The organism is Pseudomonas sp. Van50, from assembly GCF_055390755.1.
Map to the genome: position 1 here is coordinate 6,001,840 of NZ_AP024343.1, position 24,171 is coordinate 6,026,010.

Below are 24,171 nucleotides of genomic sequence, written 5' to 3' on the forward strand. Positions count from 1 at the left end.
TTAATATGTAAAAAACAATAATACTCTCTCTACGTGGACAACTGATTGGCAAACTGGCTCACGGCATCGACCACCTTCTTCGCCCCGTCCTGGATCTCGACGATCACCGTCCCCGCCTCGGCGGCCAGGGCCAGGCCATGTTCGGCCTGGTGCTGGCCGTCGGTCATCAACGCCACGGCGTTGCGGGCCATGTCCTGGTTCTGGCGGACCACGCCGACGATTTCCTCGGTCGCCTGGCTGGTACGCGATGCCAGTTGGCGCACCTCATCGGCCACCACCGCAAAGCCCCGTCCTTGCTCGCCGGCCCGGGCCGCTTCGATGGCGGCGTTGAGCGCCAGCAGGTTGGTCTGTTCGGCGATGCCGCTGATGGTCTTGACGATGGTACCGATCACTTGGGATTGCTCGTTCAACGCCTCGATGCCTTCGCCAGCGGTTTGCATGTGCCGGGCCAGGTCGCGCATCACGTCCACGGCCTGGGTCACCACAGTCGTGCCGCGCTGGGCGCTGTTGTCGGTCTGCAACGAGGTGCTGTAGGCAATGTTGGCCGCTTCGGCGACGGCTTTTTCCTGGTTGACCTGGTCCGTGATGTTGGTGGCGAACTTGACCACTTTGTACAGTCGCTCGTTGGCATCGAGCACCGGGTTGTAGGAGGCTTCCAGCCAGACCTCGCGGCCGTTGCTGTCGACGCGCTTGAAGCGCCCGGCCACGAACTCGCCACTGTTCAGCCGCTTCCAGAATTGTTGATATTCCGCGCTGTTGTATTCCTCGGGCTCACAAAACATGCGGTGATGCTTGCCCTTGATCTGCGCGAGGTTATAGCCCATGGCACTGAGGAAGCGCTCGTTGGCCGTCAGTACGTGACCGCCCAGATCGAACTCGATCACCGCCGTTGAACGCACCAACGCACCGATGAGGTTTTCATGTTCACGGGAACCCTCGATGGTGCGGGTCAGGTCATTGGAATACATCGAAAAAAAGCGGATCCGCCCGTCGGCATTCCGTACAGGCTGGAGGATCGAACGCAGCCAGGCCTCCTGGCCATTGCCCCGCAGCAAGCGCACGGCACCGGAGAAGTGTTCGCCACGGGTCAGCGCCGCCTTGAAGCGAGCCTGGAATTCATTGGATTTCAAATACGCGGGAACCAACTCATCCATAGACCGGCCGATCAGGTCCTGGCTCTTGTAGTTCATATCGTCGAGGAAATTCTGATTGACCGATTGAATCCTTCCATCGGCATCCAGGGTGAGACCAAGCATTTCACGGTCCAGGCTTTCCTTGACTTGCATAAGGCTGGACAGTTCTTGGCGAAGAGCCAGTAGCTCCTGCTTCAGGCGGTTGTTGAACATGGGCAGCTCCAGGAACAGCAGAAGAATTAGTAGGCTGTTCTCTTGCCATCGGCCCGGCATTTTTTTTCTAAAGAGCGCCGCGAGCCCCATTGAAAATATTCCCGGGTGACCTCGAACCCGATAAGCCTTCCACGGTCACTGGATTGTTCTACTGTTGCCCTGACCTTTGAGCCTTGCCGCCATCAATACCCCATAACCATAAAAACGAGGTAATTGCCGTGACCACTGACATCGAAGACAGCCGTTCGGCCCGCTTCGCCTTGCGCTGTTCCAGTTTCGCCGAGCGCTGGTTCCCCGACTCCTGGGTCTTCGCCGCACTGGCGGTGCTGGTGGTCGCCGTGGCGACGCAATTCATCGGCGCCACGCCCACGGCAGCGGCCATGGCGTTCGGCGACGGCTTCTGGAGCCTGATCCCATTCACCATGCAAATGGCCTTCGTGGTGATTGGCGGTTACGTGGTTGCCAGCTCGCCGCCCGCCGTCAAATTGATCGATCGCCTGGCGCGCATTCCGACCAACGGTCGCTCCGCGGTGGCGTGGGTGGCACTGATTTCCATGGTCGCGTCGTTGCTCAACTGGGGACTGTCGTTGGTGTTTGGCGGCTTGCTGGTGCGTGCCCTCGCCCGCCGCACCGACCTGAAGATGGATTACCGCGCCGCCGGTGCCGCCGCCTACCTGGGCCTGGGCGCGGTGTGGGCGCTGGGGTTGTCTTCGTCGGCGGCGCAACTGCAGGCCAACCCGGCCAGCCTGCCACCTTCGATCCTGTCGATTACCGGCGTCATTCCGTTCACCCAGACGATTTTCCTCTGGCAGTCTGGCGTGATGCTGCTGGCGCTGATCGTGATCTCGTTGATTGTCGCCTACGCCACCGCTCCCGGCCCCAACAGCGCCCGTGACGCCGCCGCCTGCGGGATCGACCCGAGTTTCAGCATGCCCGCGTTGCAGCCCCGTACCCGCCCCGGAGAATGGCTGGAGCACAGTCCGCTGCTGACCATCGCCCTGGTACTGCTGGCCGCCGGCTGGCTGTTCCACGAGTTTTCGACCAAGCCTGCGATCAGTGCCATTTCCGGGCTCAACACTTATAACTTCCTGTTCATCATGCTGGGCGCCTTGCTGCACTGGCGGCCGCGCAGCTTCCTCGACGCCGTGGCCCGCGCGGTGCCGACCACCACGGGCGTGTTGATCCAGTTCCCGTTGTACGGCTCGATCGCCGCGCTGCTGACCACGGTCAAGGGCAGCGATGCCCAGACCCTGGCCCACCATATCTCGACCTTTTTCGTCCAGATCGCCTCCCATGACACCTACGCCTTGCTGATGGGCGTCTATTCGGCGGTGCTGGGCTTTTTCATTCCTTCCGGCGGCGGCAAGTGGATCATCGAAGCGCCCTACGTCATGCAGGTGGCCAACGACCTGAACTATCACCTGGGCTGGGCCGTGCAGATCTACAACGCCGCCGAAGCGCTGCCCAACCTCATCAATCCGTTCTACATGCTGCCGCTGTTGGGAGTGTTGGGGCTGAAGGCGAGGGACTTGATCGGTTTTTCCTTCGTGCAGTTGCTGGTGCATACACCACTGGTGCTGGCGCTGCTGTGGGCGCTGGGGACGACCTTGAGTTATTTGCCGCCAGTGATGCCATAAAGCCATAAAAAAGGGCCGATATTTCCATCGGCCCACTTCTTCTTCGGCTCGGTCTGTTTCAGTATGGATACGCCCTGCTTTTGAGGGTCCCTCACGCTGAAAAGGATCTGAGCATGTTCAAACTCGCAGTACTCCCTCTTGCCGCCCTTACCCTGAGCGCCACCGTCCACGCCGCCGACGTCACCAAGATCGACGTACAGCTGGGCAGCACCGAGCGCGTCACCCGCCTCTTTGCCTACCCCAACAACTGCAACGTCATTTGTTTTCGCGACTGGACCCTGGAGCAGACCGTCCAGCATTACCTGACCCAAAGTGTGCAGCGCGACGGCTACGACACCGCCAAGGTCCAGGTCAACATCGACAACGATAAGGTCTATGCCAGCATCGACGGCGTGCCCAAGAACTACGGCCAACCGCTGAAGGCGCTGCTCGACGCCGGGGACCTGGCGTACAACGGTGCCTCGAAACTCAACAGCGACAAGAAATGGTCCTACAACTGGTACCTGTTCCTGCCGCTGGGCATGGCCCTGGAAAACCGCAAGAGTGTCGAGTTGCTGCACTTCCCGCCGGATTACTCCCTGACCCAGGCCCAGGATTACCTGGAGTCGGCGACCACTGATCGCTGGGCCACGCTGCTGACCGTCAACGGCATTGCCGTTGAACAGACGCCGGCCTACCAGACCATCATCGACATCGCGCCCATCGCAGCGCCGTCCAATGCTGGCAGCACATTGGAGGGGCTCTACAGCTACTTCAACGATTACCAGACCACCATGGTCACACAGGTCACCCAAACCGCCAGCGGCGCCGCATTGCCGATGGTGGCCTTCGGAGCACCCGTTCGGAACTGGATCAAGACCCAGTACGGCCAGACCGTTGGCGTGCTCGGCCTGGCGACCATCACGCCGACCGCGGGGGTCAAGGTCCCGGTCCTGGGCTCCAACCACCCGAGCTATATCTGGTATGCCGCTGACAAGGAAAACTACGACGGTGACGAAGCCAAGGCCGATGCCGCCGGCTTGAAAGTCATGGGCCAGGACCTGAGCGCCGCCTGCTGGCAAGCCGGCATGGGCAGCAAGCCGGGCACCGACCCGAGCACCCTGCTGAACCAGTGCACGCAGACCTGGCAGGTCACGCAAAAGGAAAAGACCTGCGAATTGTTCTACACCTCGGTGCGCAAGCTGAGCGAGGCAGATGCAGCGAAAAAATGCGAAACGCCAGCGATCAAGTCGCAACTTCCGCAACTTAAAGTGCCCATGCCGCTGCCTGCCGAGGCGGTGTAAACCTTGAGGCGCCTTCCCGCGTAAGCTTGCGCTGACACGGGAAAGCGCTTTTGGCTCCTGTCAGACTCGACAGTAGATACGGCCCTGGACTTGGGCGAAGCTATCAAAAGCTTTTTCAACGACCGTCGGCAGGATCGCCGGCGCCAGCAAGTCGAGTGTCTATCACCGACAAGGACTGTCATGAGCCTGTTCATCCGCGATGACACCTGTTCCCAACACCGGGACTGCATCTATCCGGAAAAACAACTCAGCACCCGCCTGGGCTACCCCTCTGTGCACGATTTTGAAGTGCACCAGACGACCGACGGGCGCGGCCACGGCATCATCGCCCGCAAGTCCTTCGCACCCATGACGAGGATGTGCAGGGTGTCGGGGTTGCTGGTGAGCCGACGGCGCCTGCACACGTTGCAGATCCTGCCGGACGTGCACATGTATGACCCACGCTTCGCCGGATTGCTGCTGCACTCCTGCAACCCGAATGTATTCCTCGACATGAGCGAACTGTGGCTGTGGTCACTGGCCCGTATCGATGAAGGCGACTGCCTGACGATGGACTACGCCAGTACCGAACAGAAACTGTATCGCCAATTCGCCTGCCGGTGCGGTTCGTACAACTGTCATGGCTGGATTACCGGCTATGACGAACCGCCCAATGAGCAGGGAATGACATTTCTACGGCACTGGCGTCGTCAGTGTCACCGCGACTGACGAGCCGGCGTCAGGGCGCGCCGACCGGACGCAGCCGATACTGCGGCGGCAATTGCTCGAAACCGCTGATCGTGGTGTCCAGGCTCTTCCAGCGTCCGTCCTTGATGCCGTAGATGCAGCCATGAATCGACAGTTTCTGCCCACGGTGCCAGGCGTTCTGCACGATGCTGGTATGGCCGACGTTGGCTACCTGCTGGATCACGTTGAGTTCGCACAGGCGGTCGACCCGCTCTTCTTCGGTCGGTAACTGGCCCAACGCCTCGCGATGCTCGTAGTACAGGTCGCGAATCGAGCGCAGCCAGCCGTCGATCAGGCCCAGTTGGCGGTCCTGCATCGAGGCACGCACGCCGCCACAGCCGTAATGGCCGGTGACCAGGATGTGTTTGACCTTGAGCACGTCCACTGCGTACTGGATCACCGACAGGCAGTTGAGGTCGGTGTGCAGCACCACGTTGGCCACATTGCGGTGCACGAACAGATCGCCCGGCAGCATGCCGACGATCTCGTTGGCCGGCACCCGCGCATCGGAACAGCCGATCCACAGGTACTCCGGGGTTTGCTGACGAGCCAGCTTGGCGAAAAAGTCAGGATCCTCCTGCTTGATCGCATCGGCCCAGCGCGCGTTGTTATCAATCAGATCTTGTAATTCGTTCATGCTGTCTAGCCTCGATAGAGAGTGCGCAACTGTGACAGACGAGCGCCGGTCGAGGTCACGTCGGCGATGCATTGGAATTCCTGGCTGCGCTGTCGGTCGACACCAGTAAGGCCCACAGTATGAGGAAATGCCATGAATGATTCACGACGCCCTTTCGATGCGACGCAACCGGAACCCATCGACGACAATGAAGATCGCATGGGCTCGATGCATGAGTTGGAGTTCGACGACGAGCAGCCCAGCGCGAAAATCGGCGACGAATTGCCGCCAGACGAACGCGAACAACTGATGCCTCGTGAACGCGTGCGAGCAGCGGGCATGACAGGCGCCTCGACGGATGATCACGAACCGACCGATGACGACATGAGCCCGGAAACCCTCATCCACGAAGACGGCGCCCGGGATGCCTTTGAGGCCGGCGACGACGAACGGGCTGACTGGGACCTGAGCATCGTGCACGAAAATGACATCGGTGGAGGCGACGGGCTGGACGAAGCGGAGATGGCCGATATCGACCCGTTGGATGGCAAGCGTTGACCCGGCAATCGCCATCGCGAGCAAGCTCGCTCCCACATGGTTTTGTGTTGATCACAAACTTGATGCACACCGCCAAGCCCCTGTGGGAGCGAGCTTGCTCGCGATGGCGGTGGATCAGTTTGCATCGATGTCGAATGTACCGCCGTCTTCGCGAGCAAGCTCCCACATGGTTTTGTGTTGATCACAAACTTGATGCACACCGCCAAGCCCCTGTGGGAGCGAGCTTGCTCGCGATGGCGGTGGATCAGTTTGCATCGATGTCGAATATACCGCCGTCTTCGCGAGCAAGCTCCCACATGGTTTTGTGTTGATCACAAACTTGATGCACACCGCCAAGCCCCTGTGGGAGCGAGCTTGCTCGCGATAGCGGTGGATCAGTTTGCATCGATGTCGAATATACCGCCGTCTTCGCGAGCAAGCTCACTCCCACATGGGGTCACGGCGCGTCAGTCCACCAAGGTGCACGCCATGACCACCGCATCCTCACGGCCCCCCACCGCCGGGTAGTAATCCCGACGTCGGCCCACTTCGTTGAAGCCATAGCGCTCATACAAGCGGAACGCCGTGCGGTTGCTGTCGCGCACCTCCAGGAAACATTCCCGGGCCTCGGCCTTGTAGGCGATGGACATGAGGTGTTCCAACAGGCGCAACCCCAGGCCACGGCCCTGGTTTTCCGGTTTGACGGTAATGTTGAGCAAGTGCGCCTCATCCAGGATGATCTGCACCACGCCATGGCCCACTTGCTGCTGGCCTTCGAACATCAGCCATATCTGGTATTTGCCCAACCCGTCGAGAAATATCCCGCGAGTCCAGGGGTGGCTGTAGGCCGCGTATTCGATTTTCAGTACAGCGTCGAGGTCCGCCTCGGTCATCGGGCGGAACGATACAGCGTCACTCATTCGATTCTTTCCAGCGCGCCATCAGCCGGCGCATGGCTTGCCAGACATCAGCCTTGCGCTGTGGCGTCTCCATTAACAGTTCCAACCCGGGCAATGCCCAGGCCGAGCCCAGGCCTTCGACCTGCAGTTCGCGATTGAACGCTTCGGCATCCGCTTCACCGGCAAACTTCACCGCCGGCAGGCCGATCAGCCACAGGCACACGCAGGGCTCGTCTTCGAGCCGAGCCGAAACGAAGCCCTGGACGAAATCCCGCGCCGCTTCCGGCCCCTGGTCCATGGTGCCCCGTGACAACAACGGCCAACGCACCGGCTCGCCGATGATTTGCGGGCTGTCCGGCAGACCGGCGGCACGCAGCATGTCCTTGAGCAGCAAATAGGCCGGATCGCGGCTTTGGAACGGCTCGCCCGTGGGCAACTCCACCAACAGCAGGCAACGCCCGGCCCGCAGCAGTTGCAGGGCGAAACGCGGTGGGGCGACGTAGGGAGCCTTGGGCGGCGCCTCGACCACCTCTTCCACCGGCTTGGCATTGGTGCGGGTCGAGGCCAGGCTCGGGCGCGGCACTTCGATTTTTGGTCGCTCGGGGGCTGGCGCGGGCGGCTCGGCGACTGTCTTGGCCACAGGCGCCGTCACGGCCGGCGCGATGTACTCGGGCTCGGGCGCTTCCAACAGCTCGGGCCGCGACGGGGCGGCGAACGGCAATTCGGTACGCGGCAGCCAGTTGACCACCTGCATGGCGGTCAGATAGGCGCGGCGACGGGACTCGATAAGCAAGGGTCGGCCACTTGTGGATAACTGAAAGTGGAAGCGATTCTACCGCCCTTCGCCGCGGATCGCTTCCCTGTTGGAGCAATTGTTGATCGATAGCGAACGACAGTCCGTCCAAGGGGTGAATCGCAACCGGCTCGATGCAGTACAATCGCCGCTTTTAATTGCCAACCCGACGGCCATTGCGATGATCGAACCCAAGCGCGTCTTGCGCGCCCTCGCTGAACACTGGGCATTGCTGGAACCTTTGTGCGAGCACTTCGACCAGGGCACCCTGAGCCTCAACGAATTGCGTTCACAGCTGGCCGCCCAACAACTGGACAGCACGCCCCAGGACATCACCAACCTGCTGGACGTGTGGATCCGCCTGGACATCCTCGTACCGGTGGCGAAAAGCCCGAACCGCTTCGAGCTCAACGCCCAGATCCACGACTTCCTCGCCTACCTGCGCCGCGAACACCGCCTGGGCCTGTGCCTGGAAATCGAAGCCTACCTGCGCCACCTCGAGCGCCTGGCCGGTTATATCCAGGACGCCTTCGACATTCGCGACGGCAACGACCTGGCACGCCAGTTGCGCCTGCTGGACATGCGCGTGCGCGACGTCCTCAAGAAACTCGCCAACGACGAACAGGCCCTGGTGGCCGTGGCCGAACGGGCCAAGACCAGCGACCGACAGATCCCGCTACGTCAACGCTACGCCGAAGTGTTGGCGACCTGGGACGAATACGTCGAGCCGATGATCCAATTGGTGAACGCCGACGGCGCCTTCGAGCAAGGCGTACGCAAGGTCGAGAACGTGCTGTTGCGCATGCTCACCGAACAGCAGCGCCTCGGGCACCTGGTGGACGATGACATGCTGCTGCGCACCCACGCGCGCATCCTCGAGATGCAGACCAGCGCCCAGCTGACCTTGCGCCATGCCCGCGAACTGCTGCTGCCATTGCGCGAAGAAGCCCGCCGCCACAACGCCGTGACCCGTGGCGCCGCACTGGCCCTGGCCGCCATTCGCCGCAAAGGCATCGATGCCGTGCCGCAAGCCGCCATGCCGCTGTTCACCCGGCCGCAAAGCACCTTCCTGGGCAGTGCCAGCCAGGTCGAAGCCTATGTCTATGCCCTGGCCCGCTTCGAACCGAAACCGGCGCGCTTCCCCAAGTCCCACAAGACCCACAAGGGTGGCGAAGCACCACGCGCGCCACGCACCGTGCGCGAGATGGTCGAGCGTTGCGAAGACGCCCTGCCGATGCCGGACCTGATGACCTGGTTGCTGGAACAGGAACCGGACGGCGCCACCGACGAATTGCTGTACTGGTTCTCGCGCCTGTCGCGGGAAAAACGCTTCAAGCGCGAGCGCCTGGAGCGCCGCGACTACCACACTCACGAGCATCAGGTCAGCCTGCGCTCCTTCGCCCTGCTCTCGGCCGGCGACACCGCCGCCGAGGATTCTGCGAGCATCCCCCATGCATCTTGATCTATCCGAACTGTCCCAGCTGGCGCCGATCTTCCGCGAGCTGTTCAAGGGTTACCACGTCAGCCGCCGCGACCCGGAGCTGTACGCCCAGCTGTCGAACTTCCAGGACCAGTACCGCACGCTGTTCAAGGCCCTGGGCTTCGAGCTGGTGTGCGACACCCGTGGCTTCTACTACTTCGTGCCGGACCTGGCCGCCGCGGCGGTGAACAAGACCGCCCAGCGCCTGGCCCTGTTCACCTTCATCCTGGTCGAGCACCTGGCCGACCAGGGCCGCGACCCGATTGCCGTGCTCGACGGCGGCAGCCTGGGCCGCGATGAGCTGCCTTCGCTGCTGGAAAAATACCGCGACCTGTTCATCCAGGCCGAAGTACAGACCCAGGAAGAGCTGGAAGAAAAAATCATGCGCCGCATGACCCAACTGGGTTTTGCCAGCGAAGAAAACGGCGTGTACCGCTTCCTGCCGCCGATGCACCGCTTCCTCGACGTCTGCCTTTCGGTCCAGCAGGACCGCGACCTGGCCGCCAGCCTGCACAGCGTGCTGCCGTTGCCAGTACCGGTATTGATCGACGAAGACAGCGACGAAAAACTGCTGCAGACCGATGATCCGCTGGACCTCAGCGAATTCGAAGGTGAAAGCGAAGAAGACGCCCTGGCCCGCGCCATTGCCGAAGAACAGGAGACCGACGCATGAGCAAGGAACGCTACGGCATCCGCCGCTTTGCCCTTTTGAACACCGCCGGCTACAGCCTTGGCTTGTTCCCGCTGGAAGAACCGCTGTCGGTTTACGGTGCGAACAACCTGGGTAAATCCGCCTCGATCAACGCCTTGCAGTTCCCGATCCTGGCGCGCATGTCGGACATGAGCTTCGGCAAGTACAGCCTGGAGCAGTCCCGGCGTTTCTACTTCGCCTCGGACACCAGCTACATCCTGGTGGAAGTCGCCCTGCCCCACGGCCCGCACGTCATTGGCGTGGTCGGTCGAGGTCCCGGCGGCGGTTTCGGGCACCAGTTCTTTGCCTATGCCGGTAAACTGGACCTGGCCCACTATCAGAAAAATGACACCTGCCTGCGGCAGAAAGAGCTGTTCACCAACCTGGAGCGCGAAGGCCTGAAAGCCTACGAACTCAAGCCGGATGAACTGCGACGCCTGCTGGTGGGTGGTCACACCTCGATCCCGCTGGACCTGACGCTGATCCCGCTGCGTTCCACCAGCGAACAAAGCCTCAAGACCTTCCGCGCCCTGTTCATCAACCTGCTGCACATGCGGGAAATCACCGCGGCCAAGCTCAAGCAATTGTTCCTCGATGCGTTCGAGCACAGCCTGCGTTCCGGCAGCGTGGACTACATCGCCGCGTGCGAAGAAGCCTTCCGCGACGTACGCCGCATGGAACAGGACTACAACTCCCTCGTGGCCGCCGGCCCGCTGGTGGAAGCCCTGGCCAATGGCGTGAAGCAGCGCGATGTCCTGCGCGGCAAATTGCATCGCCTCTCGCCATTGCTCGATTCGTTGCTGGGCACCTGGTCGGACTACGCCAGTGCGCGCAAGGAAGAGCTGACTATCCAGGCCGAACACTACCGCAACGAGCAGGACTCGCTGCAGAACGATCAGCGCGGTGGCACCCAGGAGCTGATGCGCCTGGAACGGGAAATCAGCGGCATCCAGCGCTGGCTCGGCGAGCTGTCGGTGCTCAAGCATCGCTTTGCCCTGGTGGATGACGTCAAGGTCCTGGAACAGCAACTACTCGCCGCCAAGGACGCCCACGACGAACTGGCCGGCGCCCTGGCCCAGTCCCGGCAATTCAGCGCCGAAGACCTGGAAGAGCGCCTGCGGGACCTGGAAAAACGCCTGAAGTCGGTCAAGCAGCAACTCGATCACGCCGACAACAACAGCTATGCCCGCCTGCGTGAAGAATTCTCCCAGCAGGATGTCGAACGCCTGATGCGCTTGTTCAACAGCGCCCTGTTCAGCCTGCCCCTGGGCGAACACGGCATCGCGCTGGACGAGAACGGCGATTGGGTCAAATCCATGGAGCTGATCCTCGACGGCTTCAAGGGTGAGCGCTTCGAAGTGCCGGGGCTGTCCATCGACCTGTCCCACATCGAGCCACCCGCCCTGCAAGCCCTGGCCGACCGTGCCGCGCTGCGGGACCAGAAGGAGCGTCTGGAAAAAGAACTCAAGCAGCTCAAGACCCAACAAGCCGTGGCCGCCGACCGCGCCGCGAGCAAGACCCAGACCGAGGCGCTGTACCAGCAGGTACTGGATGCGCAAAAAGCCTTGGAAGACTTCCGTCGCAGCCAGACCCTGAGCGCCGAGGAAGGCGAGAAGCTCGAGCAACTGGCGCAAATGGAAGCCGCCCAGGACGAACTCAAGCGCTCCAGCGATGCCTTCACCGAACGCGTCCAGCAATTGTCCGCCAAGTTGCAACTGGTGGGCCGACAGATCGCCGACATGGAAGCCAAGCAACGCACCCTCGACGACGCCCTGCGCCGTCGTCAATTGCTCCCGGCGGACCTGCCGTTCGGCACGCCGTTCATGGACCCGGTCGACGATTCCATGGACAACCTGCTGCCGCTGCTCAACGACTACCAGGACAGCTGGCAAGGGCTGCTGCGGGTCGATGGCCAGATCGAAGCGTTGTATGCCCAGGTGCGCCTCAAGGGCGTGGCCAAGTTCGACAGCGAAGATGACATGGAGCGGCGCCTGCAACTGCTGATCAACGCCTATGCCCACCGCACCGACGAGGCCCTGACCCTGGGCAAGGCACGCCGTGCGGCCGTGACCGACATCGCCCGGACCCTGCGCAACATCCGCAGCGACTACGATAGCCTTGAGCATCAACTGGCGCTGTTCAACCGCGAGATCAACAAGCGCCAGGTGTCCAACCTGCAGAGCTTCCGCATCGTCCTGGCGCCGAACAAGGAAGCGCTCAAGCACATCGACCAGATCATCCACAGCGCCGGTCAGTACGAGGAAGGCGAGACGCTGTCGGTGTTCGACCTCAGCCAGAGCGCCGAGCAGGACAACAAGAACGAAGAAGCCAAGGAGTACCTGGCGCGGCTGGTGGCGGCGAATCACAACCAGCTCGGCCTCAAGGACCTGTTCGAACTGGCGTTCGAGATCACCAAGGTCAACGGCCAGCCTGTGATCCACACCGACATCGACGGCGCGGCGTCCAACGGCACCACCATGACCATCAAGGCACTGACCAACATGTACTTGTTGCTGCACCTGATGGACCGCGAACAAGCCGGCCGCGTGCGCCTGCCTTACTACCTGGACGAAGCGGCGGACATCGACGAGAAAAACCAGGCGGCACTGCTGGAAACCAGCCTGCAACTGGGCTTCGTGCCGATCCTCGCCAGTGTGAAACCGCAAGTCTGCGCCAGTGTCGCCATCGACCTGGAAGGCGGCAGCGGCCCGAACGGCATCTACATCGACGAAGCGGACTGGAAATACATCCGTCGTCACGATGCGGTGAAGGCCACGGTGAATGTGCAGGCCGACGAGCCGGAGCTGGATCCGGTGTGAAGTGAATAGCCGGGCATGAAAAAGGCCGCGGTCCATTTGGACCGCGGCCTTTTTTATTGCGCCAGTTTTTAGTCTTCAGTGCAACGGATGGCCTCATCGCGAGCAAGCTCGCTCCCACATTGGACTGCTGCTTCTGGATGAACGATCCTGCATCCCTGTGGGAGCGAGCTTGCTCGCGATAGCGCCACAACTACTTGCCAAGACTGATCTTCGGCGCCCAGGTCAGCCATTCGTCTTCAAACTTATCGAACAACGGGAAGGTCTGCTCCGCTCGGGCCGGATTGCCCATACGTTCACCGTCCGGCGTTGCGAACGCGATACCGCCCTGGATCAGCGTTTCAAGCGACTCGGTTCGCACCGTCGCACCCTTGAACAGACCGAAGTCCAAACCGAAGCCACTGCTGTTCCAGAAGCGTGTGCCGCTGCGCACCAGTGGCGCATATTTGGGCTCGATCAGGATATGGATCAACACCCGGTCCGCCGTCTGGCCCAGTTCATAACCGGTGACCTTGCCCACCGTGATCTCGCGATAGGTGACCGGCACGCCGATCTTCAACGAACCACGGCGGGCCGCACTCAGCACCAGGCTCAGACCCGCTTCGGGTATAGCGCTTTCCGGTGGGTTGGCCAAGGCCACGAAGCTTTTTTGTGGCCCGAGGTTTTTCGCCGAAGGCTGCACTTCAATGTATTGGCCTGTGACCAGCGTCTCCAGGTTGGAGGTCTTCATCAACCCCAACTCAGGCTTGACCACCCAGAACTGAGACCCGACCCGGGCGATACGCTCCGGCACTTCGGTGATACGCGCAGTGAGCAACACCGATTGCATGTCGGCGCTGAGATCGACCTCTTCGATCTTGCCCACATCCAGCCCTTTGAAACGGATCGGCGTACCGCTGCGCAAGCCATCGGCGCGGTCGACCTTGATCGTCACGACCGTGCCCCTCTGCTGTGCGGCTTCGCGGTCTTCAAACAGACGGAACCGTGGAACGCGCCTTTTCAACGGCACATTGGGTTCTGGCGTCTCAAAGGAAATGCCACCGGCCATCAGGCTTTGCAAGGACTCACTCTTGACCTGGATCCCGCCTGTCAAACCACCGGTGAGGGTAATGCCACTGGCGTTCCAGAATCGCGTCGAACCGTTGACCAGCCCTTCATATTCCTTCTCGATGTGCACACCGATGATCAGTTGCTTTTTCTTGCGGGAGAACTGATAGCTCTGCACCGAGCCGACCTTGACCTGCTTATAGAGAATCGGACTGCCGACCTCCAGCGATCCGAGGTTTTCGGTCAGCAAGACCAGGTGCAGCCCCGGCGAGCGCAAGTCCAGTGGCGGTGCCTTCGCCCTGGCTTCGAATTCCCGTTGCGGCGCACCGCCCTTATCGCCTGGACGTATGGCAATGTAGTTACCCTTGACCAACGCTTCCAGGCCGGTGATACCTGCCAGGGAGATCGATGGCTTGACGACCCAGAACTGTGTGCCGGTGACTAGGTAATCTTCGGCCAAGGGGTCCAGGGTCAGTTCAGCCGTCGCGCTGGCCAGGTCCGGATCGACCTTGAGGTTCTTCAGGCTGCCGACCTGGATGCCTTTGTACATCACCGGCGTACGCCCGGCCTGCAATCCCTCGAAGTCGCTGAGTTTGACTTTCACCCGGATTCCCGCAGCGGCCGCATCAAAGTCTTCGTAGAGACGAAACGGCAGGCTCGGATCCGTTGGAGGACTGTCCTTGCGGCTTTCCGGTGTGGCGAATGCAATACCGCCGGCCACGATGCTGGCCAGGGACTCGCTGCGCACTTTCACACCCGACAGGTTGGCATCGATGCTGATGCCGCTGGCGTTCCAGAAACGCGTGTGTTTACGAACCAGGCTGGCATAGGTCGGCTCGATGAAGACTTTGACCTCGACTTTGCTCTGATCCTCGGACAGCAGGTAACTTTTCACCTGGCCGACCTGGATCTGTTTGTAGAACACGGGGCTGCCGCGGTTCAGCGAACCCAGTCGGTCAGCCTTGAGGGTCAGGTGCAAACCCGGTTTGGCGTCCGACAGCGGCGGCTCTTCGGCCAGGGCCTTGAATTTACGGGTCGACTCCCCCTCACCCGGGTTGATCGCCACATAGTTACCCGACACCAGGGTTTCCAAACCGGTGATCCCAGCCAGGCTCACGCTCGGCTTGACCAGCCAGAAACGTGTGCCGGTCTTGAGATACTGATCGACGTCCTTGTTCATCTCGACCGTCGCGACCACGCCCTTGGAACTGCCTTCGTCATCGAGTGTGAGCGCCGTCACCTTACCGACCGTCATCCCTTTGTAGACGACTTCGGTTTTGTTGACCTGGATGCCTTCACCACTCTCAAAGCGCACAGTGATCTCGATTCCGGTCTCGGTATAAGCCCGCCAGCCGAGCCAGCCGCCGATGATCAAGGCGATCAGCGGCAAGACCCAGATGGCTGACCAGTTCGAGGCCGGTCGGGTTTTAGCGGTAGGCAAATCAGTCATGGTCGTTATCCGACTCCGTGTTATCCCAAATCAGTCGGGGATCGAAGGTTACTGCGGCAATCATTGTCAAAATCACTACGCTGGCGAAAGCAATCGCGCCGAGACCGGCTTCGACACTGGCGAGCCGCCCAAAATTCACCACCGCCACCAGAATGGCGATCACGAATATATCCAGCATCGACCAACGACCAATGAACTCGATGAAACGGTACATAAGAATGCGCTGCCGCGCCGACATGGGCTGGTGCCGCTGCACGGAAAACAATAACAAAGCGATGCCCACCAGCTTGAAGGTCGGCACAAGGATACTGGCGATGAACACCACGGAGGCGATAGGAATCATGCCGTGGTGAACCAACTCGATGACGCCGGCCATGATGGTGCTCGGGGCGCCCTGGCCCAGTGAGTTGATGGTCATGATCGGCAGCATATTGGCCGGGATATAAAGAATCGCGGCCGTGATCAACAATGCCCAGGTTCGCATCAAGCTGTTCGGGCGACGGGGATGGATCAGCGCGCCGCAGCGAGTACAGGTTTGTTTGTCGGCCTCAGCGTCCTGCCGATTCAATTCATGGCATTCCGTACAAACCAGAATGCCGGCATCAATCGCCCGCATGGGCATCTTCTCCTGATAACGCCTGCCAGATCTGATGCGGTGACATCACCACCTCCAGCCAGACCTGGACCAGCAACAAACTGATGAAACACACCAAGCCAAGGCCTACGGTGATGGCTGCCATGTCTGCCAACTTGACGATGGCCACCAGCACGCCCATGAGGTAAACCTCGAGCATTCCCCAGTCCCGTAGATGGTGATAAATGCGGTACAGCAACAAACCGTAGCTACGGCCAACGTCCAGGCGAATGGTCAGCAGCACAGCCAACTGACAAAGCAACTTGAGTAACGGAATGCCCATGCTGCACAGGAACACGACTACCGAGACGCCTTGCATGCCGGTATCGAACAGACCCACTACGCCACTCCAGACGGTGTCCTGGGAGGACTGCCCAAGCAGATTGAGTTGCATGATGGGTAAAAAGTTGGCCGGCACATATAACAGCAGGGCGGCGATCACCAACGCAAGACTGCGTTCGACTACATTGTGCCGGTGAGCATAAAGCTCATAACCGCAGCGGGGGCACTCGGCTTTTTCGCCATGGGCCAGTTGGGGCTTGCGCATCAACAAGTCGCACTCATGACACGCAACCAAATCGCCCAGGGGGAGATCTGGCAACCTATCAGCGTCTGACGGATCGGGCATAAACAGCTCTGGCTCAGCTAAGGTGGGGCTATTCTAGTGCTCCAGCTCGAAAATAACTGTGCAAATTTATTACGAGCGTTCGCAGACTTTTATGACGGGCAAAACAAAACCCCTACCTGCGTCAGCAGATAGGGGTTTCGGAATTTAATCTTGACGATGACCTACTCTCACATGGGGAAACCCCACACTACCATCGGCGATGCATCGTTTCACTTCTGAGTTCGGGATGGGATCAGGTGGTTCCAATGCTCTATGGTCGTCAAGAAATTCGGTAGCCAGCGCGTGCCTTGCGGTCACGTTCCAGCGAATGGGTATGCGATAGTTTGTGTGTTGCGATCAAGCGTCGCGAACTTTCGGTTCGTTTCGTCTTCACACACCGCAATCTGGTCTCGTTCGCCCTGGGGCTTGGAGTTTACAAATTGCTTGGGTGTTATATGGTCAAGCCTCACGGGCAATTAGTACAGGTTAGCTCAACGCCTCACAGCGCTTACACACCCTGCCTATCAACGTCGTAGTCTTCGACGGCCCTTCAGGGGACTCAAGGTCCCAGTGAGATCTCATCTTGAGGCAAGTTTCCCGCTTAGATGCTTTCAGCGGTTATCTTTTCCGAACATAGCTACCCGGCAATGCCACTGGCGTGACAACCGGAACACCAGAGGTTCGTCCACTCCGGTCCTCTCGTACTAGGAGCAGCCCCTCTCAAATCTCAAACGTCCACGGCAGATAGGGACCGAACTGTCTCACGACGTTCTAAACCCAGCTCGCGTACCACTTTAAATGGCGAACAGCCATACCCTTGGGACCGGCTTCAGCCCCAGGATGTGATGAGCCGACATCGAGGTGCCAAACACCGCCGTCGATATGAACTCTTGGGCGGTATCAGCCTGTTATCCCCGGAGTACCTTTTATCCGTTGAGCGATGGCCCTTCCATACAGAACCACCGGATCACTAAGACCTACTTTCGTACCTGCTCGACGTGTCTGTCTCGCAGTCAAGCGCGCTTTTGCCTTTATACTCTACGACCGATTTCCGACCGGTCTGAGCGCACCTTCGTACTCCTCCGTTACTCTTTAGGAGGAGACCGCCCCAGTCAAACTACCCACCATACACTGTCCTCGATCCGGATAACGGACCTGAGTTAGAACCTCAAAGTTGCCAGGGTGGTATTTCAAGGATGGCTCCACGCGAACTGGCGTCCACGCTTCAAAGCCTCCCACCTATCCTACACAAGCAAATTCAAAGTCCAGTGCAAAGCTATAGTAAAGGTTCACGGGGTCTTTCCGTCTAGCCGCGGATACACTGCATCTTCACAGCGATTTCAATTTCACTGAGTCTCGGGTGGAGACAGCGCCGCCATCGTTACGCCATTCGTGCAGGTCGGAACTTACCCGACAAGGAATTTCGCTACCTTAGGACCGTTATAGTTACGGCCGCCGTTTACCGGGGCTTCGATCAAGAGCTTCGCGTTAGCTAACCCCATCAATTAACCTTCCGGCACCGGGCAGGCGTCACACCCTATACGTCCACTTTCGTGTTTGCAGAGTGCTGTGTTTTTAATAAACAGTCGCAGCGGCCTGGTATCTTCGACCGGCGTGGGCTTACGCAGCAAGTGCTTCACCCTCACCGGCGCACCTTCTCCCGAAGTTACGGTGCCATTTTGCCTAGTTCCTTCACCCGAGTTCTCTCAAGCGCCTTGGTATTCTCTACCCAACCACCTGTGTCGGTTTGGGGTACGGTTCCTGGTTACCTGAAGCTTAGAAGCTTTTCTTGGAAGCATGGCATCAACCACTTCGTCACCCAAAGGGTAACTCGTCATCAGCTCTCGGCCTTAGAATCCCGGATTTACCTAAGATTCCAGCCTACCACCTTAAACTTGGACAACCAACGCCAAGCTGGCCTAGCCTTCTCCGTCCCTCCATCGCAATAACCAGAAGTACAGGAATATTAACCTGTTTTCCATCGACTACGCTTTTCAGCCTCGCCTTAGGGACCGACTAACCCTGCGTCGATTAACGTTGCGCAGGAAACCTTGGTCTTTCGGCGTGGGTGTTTTTCACACCCATTGTCGTTACTCATGTCAGCATTCGCACTTCTGATACCTCCAGCAAGCTTCTCAACTCACCTTCACAGGCTTACAGAACGCTCCTCTACCGCATCACTTGCGTGATACCCGTAGCTTCGGTGTATGGTTTGAGCCCCGTTACATCTTCCGCGCAGGCCGACTCGACTAGTGAGCTATTACGCTTTCTTTAAAGGGTGGCTGCTTCTAAGCCAACCTCCTAGCTGTCTAAGCCTTCCCACATCGTTTCCCACTTAACCATAACTTTGGGACCTTAGCTGACGGTCTGGGTTGTTTCCCTTTTCACGACGGACGTTAGCACCCGCCGTGTGTCTCCCATGCTCGGCACTTGTAGGTATTCGGAGTTTGCATCGGTTTGGTAAGTCGGGATGACCCCCTAGCCGAAACAGTGCTCTACCCCCTACAGTGATACATGAGGCGCTACCTAAATAGCTTTCGAGGAGAACCAGCTATCTCCGAGCTTGATTAGCCTTTCACTCCGATCCACAGGTCATCCGCTAACTTTTCAACGGTAGTCGGTTCGGTCCTCCAGTCAGTGTTACCTAACCTTCAACCTGCCCATGGATAGATCGCCCGGTTTCGGGTCTATTCCCAGCGACTAGACGCCCTATTAAGACTCGCTTTCGCTACGCCTCCCCTATTCGGTTAAGCTCGCCACTGAAAATAAGTCGCTGACCCATTATACAAAAGGTACGCAGTCACCCAACAAAGTGGGCTCCCACTGCTTGTACGCATACGGTTTCAGGATCTATTTCACTCCCCTCTCCGGGGTTCTTTTCGCCTTTCCCTCACGGTACTAGTTCACTATCGGTCAGTCAGTAGTATTTAGCCTTGGAGGATGGTCCCCCATATTCAGACAAAGTTTCTCGTGCTCCGTCCTACTCGATTTCACTTCTAAGATCCTTTCGCGTACAGGGCTATCACCCACTATGGCCGCACTTTCCAGAGCGTTCCGCTAAAATCAAAGAAGCTTAAGGGCTAGTCCCCGTTCGCTCGCCACTACTAAGGGAATCTCGGTTGATTTCTTTTCCTCAGGGTACTTAGATGTTTCAGTTCCCCTGGTTCGCCTCTTGCACCTATGTATTCAGTACAAGATAACCATCTTATGATGGCTGGGTTCCCCCATTCAGACATCTCCGGATCACAGTCTGTTTGCCGACTCCCCGAAGCTTTTCGCAGGCTACCACGTCTTTCATCGCCTCTGACTGCCAAGGCATCCACCGTATGCGCTTCTTCACTTGACCATATAACCCCAAGCAATCTGGTTATACTGTGAAGACGACATTCGCCGAAAATTCGATCTTGCTCAAAGAGCAACTCACAAATTTTACCTTAGCCTGATCCGTTACCAGTGAAAGTAACGTTCAGTCTATCTTTCTATCACATACCCAAATTTTTAAAGAACGATCTAATCAAAAGACTAGAAATCAACATTCACCATCACCTTGATGGAATGCTCATTTCTAAGCTTTCAGAAGCAGTTTATGGTGGAGCCAAGCGGGATCGAACCGCTGACCTCCTGCGTGCAAGGCAGGCGCTCTCCCAGCTGAGCTATGGCCCCATTACAAAATTGGTGGGTCTGGGCAGATTCGAACTGCCGACCTCACCCTTATCAGGGGTGCGCTCTAACCAACTGAGCTACAGACCCAATTTCGAGCTTGTAACTGTTAGCTGTGAGCTATCAGCTTGGAGCTTAAAGCTGCTTCTATCGTCTTCTTCAATGAATCAAGCAATTCGTGTGGGAGCTCATGAAGCAGCTGCGGTCGTCGATTAAGGAGGTGATCCAGCCGCAGGTTCCCCTACGGCTACCTTGTTACGACTTCACCCCAGTCATGAATCACACCGTGGTAACCGTCCCCCCGAAGGTTAGACTAGCTACTTCTGGTGCAACCCACTCCCATGGTGTGACGGGCGGTGTGTACAAGGCCCGGGAACGTATTCACCGCGACATTCTGATTCGCGATTACTAGCGATTCCGACTTCACGCAGTCGAGTTGCAGACTGCGATCCGGACTACGATCGGTTTTGTGGGATTAGCTCCACCTCGCGGCTTGGCAACCCTCTGTACCGACCATTGTAGCACGTGTGTAGCCCAGGCCGTAAGGGCCATGATGACTTGACGTCATCCCCACCTTCCTCCGGTTTGTCACCGGCAGTCTCCTTAGAGTGCCCACCATAACGTGCTGGTAACTAAGGACAAGGGTTGCGCTCGTTACGGGACTTAACCCAACATCTCACGACACGAGCTGACGACAGCCATGCAGCACCTGTCTCAATGCTCCCGAAGGCACCAATCCATCTCTGGAAAGTTCATTGGATGTCAAGGCCTGGTAAGGTTCTTCGCGTTGCTTCGAATTAAACCACATGCTCCACCGCTTGTGCGGGCCCCCGTCAATTCATTTGAGTTTTAACCTTGCGGCCGTACTCCCCAGGCGGTCAACTTAATGCGTTAGCTGCGCCACTAAGAGCTCAAGGCTCCCAACGGCTAGTTGACATCGTTTACGGCGTGGACTACCAGGGTATCTAATCCTGTTTGCTCCCCACGCTTTCGCACCTCAGTGTCAGTATCAGTCCAGGTGGTCGCCTTCGCCACTGGTGTTCCTTCCTATATCTACGCATTTCACCGCTACACAGGAAATTCCACCACCCTCTACCATACTCTAGCTCGACAGTTTTGAATGCAGTTCCCAGGTTGAGCCCGGGGCTTTCACATCCAACTTAACGAACCACCTACGCGCGCTTTACGCCCAGTAATTCCGATTAACGCTTGCACCCTCTGTATTACCGCGGCTGCTGGCACAGAGTTAGCCGGTGCTTATTCTGTCGGTAACGTCAAAACACTAACGTATTAGGTTAATGCCCTTCCTCCCAACTTAAAGTGCTTTACAATCCGAAGACCTTCTTCACACACGCGGCATGGCTGGATCAGGCTTTCGCCCATTGTCCAATATTCCCCACTGCTGCCTCCCGTAGGAGTCTGGACCGTGTCTCAGTTCCAGTGTGACTGATCATCCTCTCAGACCAGTTACGGATCGTCGCCTTGGTGAGCCATTACCTCACCAACTAGCTAATCCGACCTAGGCTCATCTGATAGCGCAAGGCCCGAAGGTCCCCTGCTTTCTCCCGTAGGACGTATGCGGTATTAGCGTCCGTTTCCGAGCGTTATCCCCCACTACCAGGCAGATTCCTAGGCATTACTCACCCGTCCGCCGCTCTCAAGAGGTGCAAGCACCTCTCTACCGCTCGACTTGCATGTGTTAGGCCTGCCGCCAGCGTTCAATCTGAGCCATGATCAAACTCTTCAGTTCAAACATCTTTGGGTTTTGAGAAAACCCTAAACTTGGCTCAGCAATCGTTGGTTACATCTTTGATTTCTCGCGGAGTAACTTGTGATGCTGATAATCTGTTGACTAGCAGTCTGACTCCACAAGCACCCACACGAATTGCTTGATTCAGTTGTTAAAGAGCGGTTGGCTGAGTCTTTCGTCTCAACCGAGGCGCGCATTCTACAGCGCCCCGTGCATCTGTCAAGCGGTTATTTTCAGAAGTTTTCAAAGTTTCCTTTTCAACTTCAACCACTTGCGCTTCCGATCTCTCGTTAGCGGGAGGCGAATTCTACAGCGTTACTCGCTGCTGTCAACACCTCTTTTTCACCGCTTTCGACCGAGAAGATCGAACCGCATATAGAGCCAAACAACACCGCTCTACCTGCTCCTTCCGGGCTTCGATGAACTGAAGCCCCGCACCTTCGAAACCTGCTTAACTCGTTGAATCTCAAGGAGTTTTCCGTTTCGACTGCGCCGGAATTGGGGCGAATTATAGACTTCCAGAATCTGCCGTCAACCCTTAATTACGCTTTTGTTGCAGAAGGGACTTTCCTACCCAGCAAACGCGGGATCCGACGCATAACCGGCGGGATTCTCAGCATCAACAGTACGGCCCCAATAAAGGCGTATATCGACCACTCCTTCAAATCTGCCCGCACGATCCACAGCATATGCAGCAGCCCAAGCCCCAGAATCAGATACACCAGGCGATGCAATTTCTTCCAGCGCACGCCCAGTCGCCGCTGGCTGTAGCGATTGGACGTGACAGCCAGCGCCAGCAGGCCGAGAAACCCAAGCGCCCCAACAATAATGTAAGGCCGCTTGCTCAACTCGACGCCCAACTGCGACCAGTCGAACCCCAGTATGAACGCCGCATACCCGCTTAAATGCAGCACCACATAAGCAAAGCACCACAACCCCAACTGGCGCCTGACCGCAATCCACCCCGCCCACCCCGTCATTTTTTGCAACGGCGTCATGCTCAAGGTGATCAACAGCAAAATCAGCGTCCCCAACCCGAGCCGATCCACCAGCACCTTGCCCGGGTCGGGGCCCAACGCATTCATCAAGGCTTCGTAAAGCCAGAGCAACGGCCAGACTGCCGCGGCGATGAAGACGCTCATTCGCCAGACTGGAAAACGCATCAGTAGTCCTTCCTCAGGTCCATCCCTGCATATAAAGAAGCGACCTCATCCTGATAGCCGTTGAACATCAGCGTATCCCGTACATTGGGACTGAACAGCCCGCTCGGCAAACGACGTTCACGTGCCTGGGTCCAGCGCGGATGATCGACCGTTGGATTGACGTTGGCATAAAAGCCGTACTCGTCAGACGCGATGCTTTGCCAGGTGGTCTTTGGCTGCTCGCTCACCAGGCTGATGCGCACGATGGACTTCACACTTTTGAAACCGTACTTCCACGGAACGACCAAACGCAGCGGCGCGCCGTTCTGATTCGGCAACTCCCGCCCGTACATCCCAACCGCGAGGATGGCCAACGGGTTCATCGCCTCGTCCAATCGCAAGCCTTCCACATACGGCCAGTCGATCAAGGCGAAACCGGAACGCTGCCCCGGCATGACCTTGGGGTCCTGCAAGGTTTCGAAGCGGATGTACTTGGCCTTGGAGGTCGGCTCGACCTGCTTGAGCAATGCCGAGATGGGAAAACCGATCCACGGAATGACCATCGACCAGGCCTCGACACAGCGCAGTCGATAAATCCGCTCTTCCAGCTGATAAGGCTTCATGAAGTCTTCCAACCCATAGCGCCCCGGCTTACCCACCTCCCCGTCCACTACCACGCTCCAGGGTTCAGTCTTCAAGGAGCCGGCATTGGCTGCCGGGTCCCCTTTGTCGGTCCCGAACTCATAGAAGTTGTTGTAATGGGTCGCGTCCTTGAACGGTGTGATGGACTCGTTCTTGACCGTGACCGCCTCCCATTGGACGGAGGGCAATTTCTCGGCAAACCAGGACGGCGCCTTGCCCGGCTCGACCTCGGCATAACGCGCCGCGTCGGCAGCGCTGGCCCATCGCGGCAAGCCGCTCACGGCGAGACCCGCCATGGTTGCACCGAGCATCTGACGACGGGATAGATAGAGGGATTCGGGCGTGACGTCCGATTCACGGCAGTCGGACGACTTGGGGATCTTGATCAGCATGACAACTCCGCAGTATTGGAGGG

General features: G+C 58.5%; 16 protein-coding genes, 2 tRNA genes, 3 rRNA genes and 1 pseudogene. 7 read left to right on the forward strand and 15 right to left on the reverse strand.

From position 1 onward, the window contains the following. Positions 1-29: 29 nt before the first annotated feature. Positions 30-461 carry a methyl-accepting chemotaxis protein gene (locus ACZ5M5_RS25905; protein WP_371856606.1) on the reverse strand — a complete coding sequence of 144 codons (432 nt, stop codon included), beginning with the start codon at positions 459-461 and terminating at the stop codon, positions 30-32. A 108-nt stretch (positions 462-569) separates the two neighbouring features. Beyond that, positions 570-1,436, reverse strand: a pseudogene (locus tag ACZ5M5_RS25910) (PAS domain-containing protein); the annotation flags it as partial. Positions 1,437-1,564: 128 nt separating this feature from the next. Between ACZ5M5_RS25910 and ACZ5M5_RS25915 the strand changes: the two are divergent. The 3 genes from ACZ5M5_RS25915 to ACZ5M5_RS25925 all read left to right on the forward strand — a co-directional run bounded on the left by ACZ5M5_RS25915 (position 1,565) and on the right by ACZ5M5_RS25925 (position 4,974). Further along, complete coding sequence (locus ACZ5M5_RS25915; protein ID WP_024618910.1) at positions 1,565-2,983, forward strand: short-chain fatty acid transporter; 1,419 nt, start codon at positions 1,565-1,567, stop codon at positions 2,981-2,983. 113 nt (positions 2,984-3,096) lie between these two features. Beyond that, on the forward strand, positions 3,097-4,266 hold the full coding sequence (locus ACZ5M5_RS25920) for a hypothetical protein (RefSeq protein WP_060740617.1): 1,170 nt from the start codon (positions 3,097-3,099) through the stop codon (positions 4,264-4,266). A 180-nt stretch (positions 4,267-4,446) separates the two neighbouring features. Beyond that, positions 4,447-4,974 carry an SET domain-containing protein gene (locus ACZ5M5_RS25925; protein ID WP_060740616.1) on the forward strand — a complete coding sequence of 176 codons (528 nt, stop codon included), beginning with the start codon at positions 4,447-4,449 and terminating at the stop codon, positions 4,972-4,974. 10 nt (positions 4,975-4,984) lie between these two features. Here ACZ5M5_RS25925 and can read toward each other — a convergent pair whose 3' ends face one another. Beyond that, positions 4,985-5,629 (reverse strand): carbonate dehydratase, encoded by a 645-nt coding sequence (can, locus tag ACZ5M5_RS25930; RefSeq protein WP_003185433.1) that lies wholly within the window; start codon positions 5,627-5,629, stop codon positions 4,985-4,987. Between the two features lie 132 nt (positions 5,630-5,761). Between can and ACZ5M5_RS25935 the strand changes: the two genes are divergently transcribed. Continuing rightward, on the forward strand, positions 5,762-6,166 hold the full coding sequence (locus ACZ5M5_RS25935; RefSeq protein ID WP_060740614.1) for a hypothetical protein: 405 nt from the start codon (positions 5,762-5,764) through the stop codon (positions 6,164-6,166). A gap of 446 nt (positions 6,167-6,612) precedes the next feature. On the opposite strand, the gene rimI is transcribed toward ACZ5M5_RS25935, so the two are convergent. Together rimI and ACZ5M5_RS25945 are read right to left on the reverse strand one after the other, a co-directional pair. After that, positions 6,613-7,065, reverse strand: a complete 453-nt coding sequence (gene rimI / locus ACZ5M5_RS25940) for a ribosomal protein S18-alanine N-acetyltransferase (RefSeq protein WP_047229376.1) — start codon at positions 7,063-7,065, stop codon at positions 6,613-6,615. Next, positions 7,058-7,837: an energy transducer TonB gene (locus tag ACZ5M5_RS25945; protein ID WP_192264316.1), complete on the reverse strand. Its 780-nt coding sequence runs from the start codon at positions 7,835-7,837 to the stop codon at positions 7,058-7,060. Before ACZ5M5_RS25945 ends, rimI begins: the two co-directional genes overlap by 8 nt. A 181-nt stretch (positions 7,838-8,018) precedes the next feature. Between ACZ5M5_RS25945 and mksB the strand changes: the two genes are divergently transcribed. From mksB to mksF, 3 genes are read left to right on the forward strand one after another with little or no spacing between them, the layout of a single operon-like run. After that, positions 8,019-9,299 carry an Mks condensin complex protein MksB gene (gene mksB, locus ACZ5M5_RS25950; protein ID WP_060743131.1) on the forward strand — a complete coding sequence of 427 codons (1,281 nt, stop codon included), beginning with the start codon at positions 8,019-8,021 and terminating at the stop codon, positions 9,297-9,299. After that, positions 9,289-9,990 carry an Mks condensin complex protein MksE gene (mksE, locus tag ACZ5M5_RS25955; RefSeq protein WP_003205590.1) on the forward strand — a complete coding sequence of 234 codons (702 nt, stop codon included), beginning with the start codon at positions 9,289-9,291 and terminating at the stop codon, positions 9,988-9,990. Before mksB ends, mksE begins: the two co-directional genes overlap by 11 nt. Further along, positions 9,987-12,827 (forward strand): Mks condensin complex protein MksF, encoded by a 2,841-nt coding sequence (gene mksF, locus ACZ5M5_RS25960; RefSeq protein ID WP_060740612.1) that lies wholly within the window; start codon positions 9,987-9,989, stop codon positions 12,825-12,827. Before mksE ends, mksF begins: the two co-directional genes overlap by 4 nt. A 190-nt stretch (positions 12,828-13,017) precedes the next feature. Here mksF and ACZ5M5_RS25965 read toward each other — a convergent pair whose 3' ends face one another. The 10 genes from ACZ5M5_RS25965 to msrP form a co-directional block, all read right to left on the reverse strand. Beyond that, positions 13,018-15,321 (reverse strand): PqiB family protein, encoded by a 2,304-nt coding sequence (locus ACZ5M5_RS25965; RefSeq protein WP_464738172.1) that lies wholly within the window; start codon positions 15,319-15,321, stop codon positions 13,018-13,020. Next, the gene (locus tag ACZ5M5_RS25970) at positions 15,314-15,937 is read right to left on the reverse strand and encodes a paraquat-inducible protein A (RefSeq protein WP_060740610.1); all 624 of its coding nucleotides are present in this window, start codon (positions 15,935-15,937) and stop codon (positions 15,314-15,316) included. The genes ACZ5M5_RS25965 and ACZ5M5_RS25970 overlap by 8 nt, the downstream gene beginning before the upstream one ends. After that, positions 15,924-16,583 carry a paraquat-inducible protein A gene (locus ACZ5M5_RS25975; protein ID WP_060740609.1) on the reverse strand — a complete coding sequence of 220 codons (660 nt, stop codon included), beginning with the start codon at positions 16,581-16,583 and terminating at the stop codon, positions 15,924-15,926. The genes ACZ5M5_RS25970 and ACZ5M5_RS25975 overlap by 14 nt, the downstream gene beginning before the upstream one ends. Positions 16,584-16,731: 148 nt before the next feature. Further along, a 5S ribosomal RNA gene (rrf, locus tag ACZ5M5_RS25980) occupies positions 16,732-16,847 on the reverse strand. A gap of 170 nt (positions 16,848-17,017) precedes the next feature. Continuing rightward, a 23S ribosomal RNA gene (locus ACZ5M5_RS25985) occupies positions 17,018-19,908 on the reverse strand. Positions 19,909-20,149: 241 nt separating this feature from the next. After that, positions 20,150-20,225, reverse strand: a tRNA-Ala gene (locus ACZ5M5_RS25990). Positions 20,226-20,235: 10 nt separating this feature from the next. Further along, positions 20,236-20,312, reverse strand: a tRNA-Ile gene (locus tag ACZ5M5_RS25995). 123 nt (positions 20,313-20,435) lie between these two features. Beyond that, positions 20,436-21,972 (reverse strand): 16S ribosomal RNA (locus ACZ5M5_RS26000). The 16S, 23S and 5S rRNA genes sit together here with 2 tRNA genes alongside, the layout of an rRNA operon. A gap of 542 nt (positions 21,973-22,514) precedes the next feature. After that, complete coding sequence (gene msrQ / locus ACZ5M5_RS26005; protein ID WP_464738173.1) at positions 22,515-23,135, reverse strand: protein-methionine-sulfoxide reductase heme-binding subunit MsrQ; 621 nt, start codon at positions 23,133-23,135, stop codon at positions 22,515-22,517. Next, positions 23,135-24,148, reverse strand: a complete 1,014-nt coding sequence (gene msrP / locus ACZ5M5_RS26010; protein ID WP_060740607.1) for a protein-methionine-sulfoxide reductase catalytic subunit MsrP — start codon at positions 24,146-24,148, stop codon at positions 23,135-23,137. The genes msrQ and msrP overlap by 1 nt, the downstream gene beginning before the upstream one ends. Between the last annotated feature and the right edge of the window lie 23 nt (positions 24,149-24,171).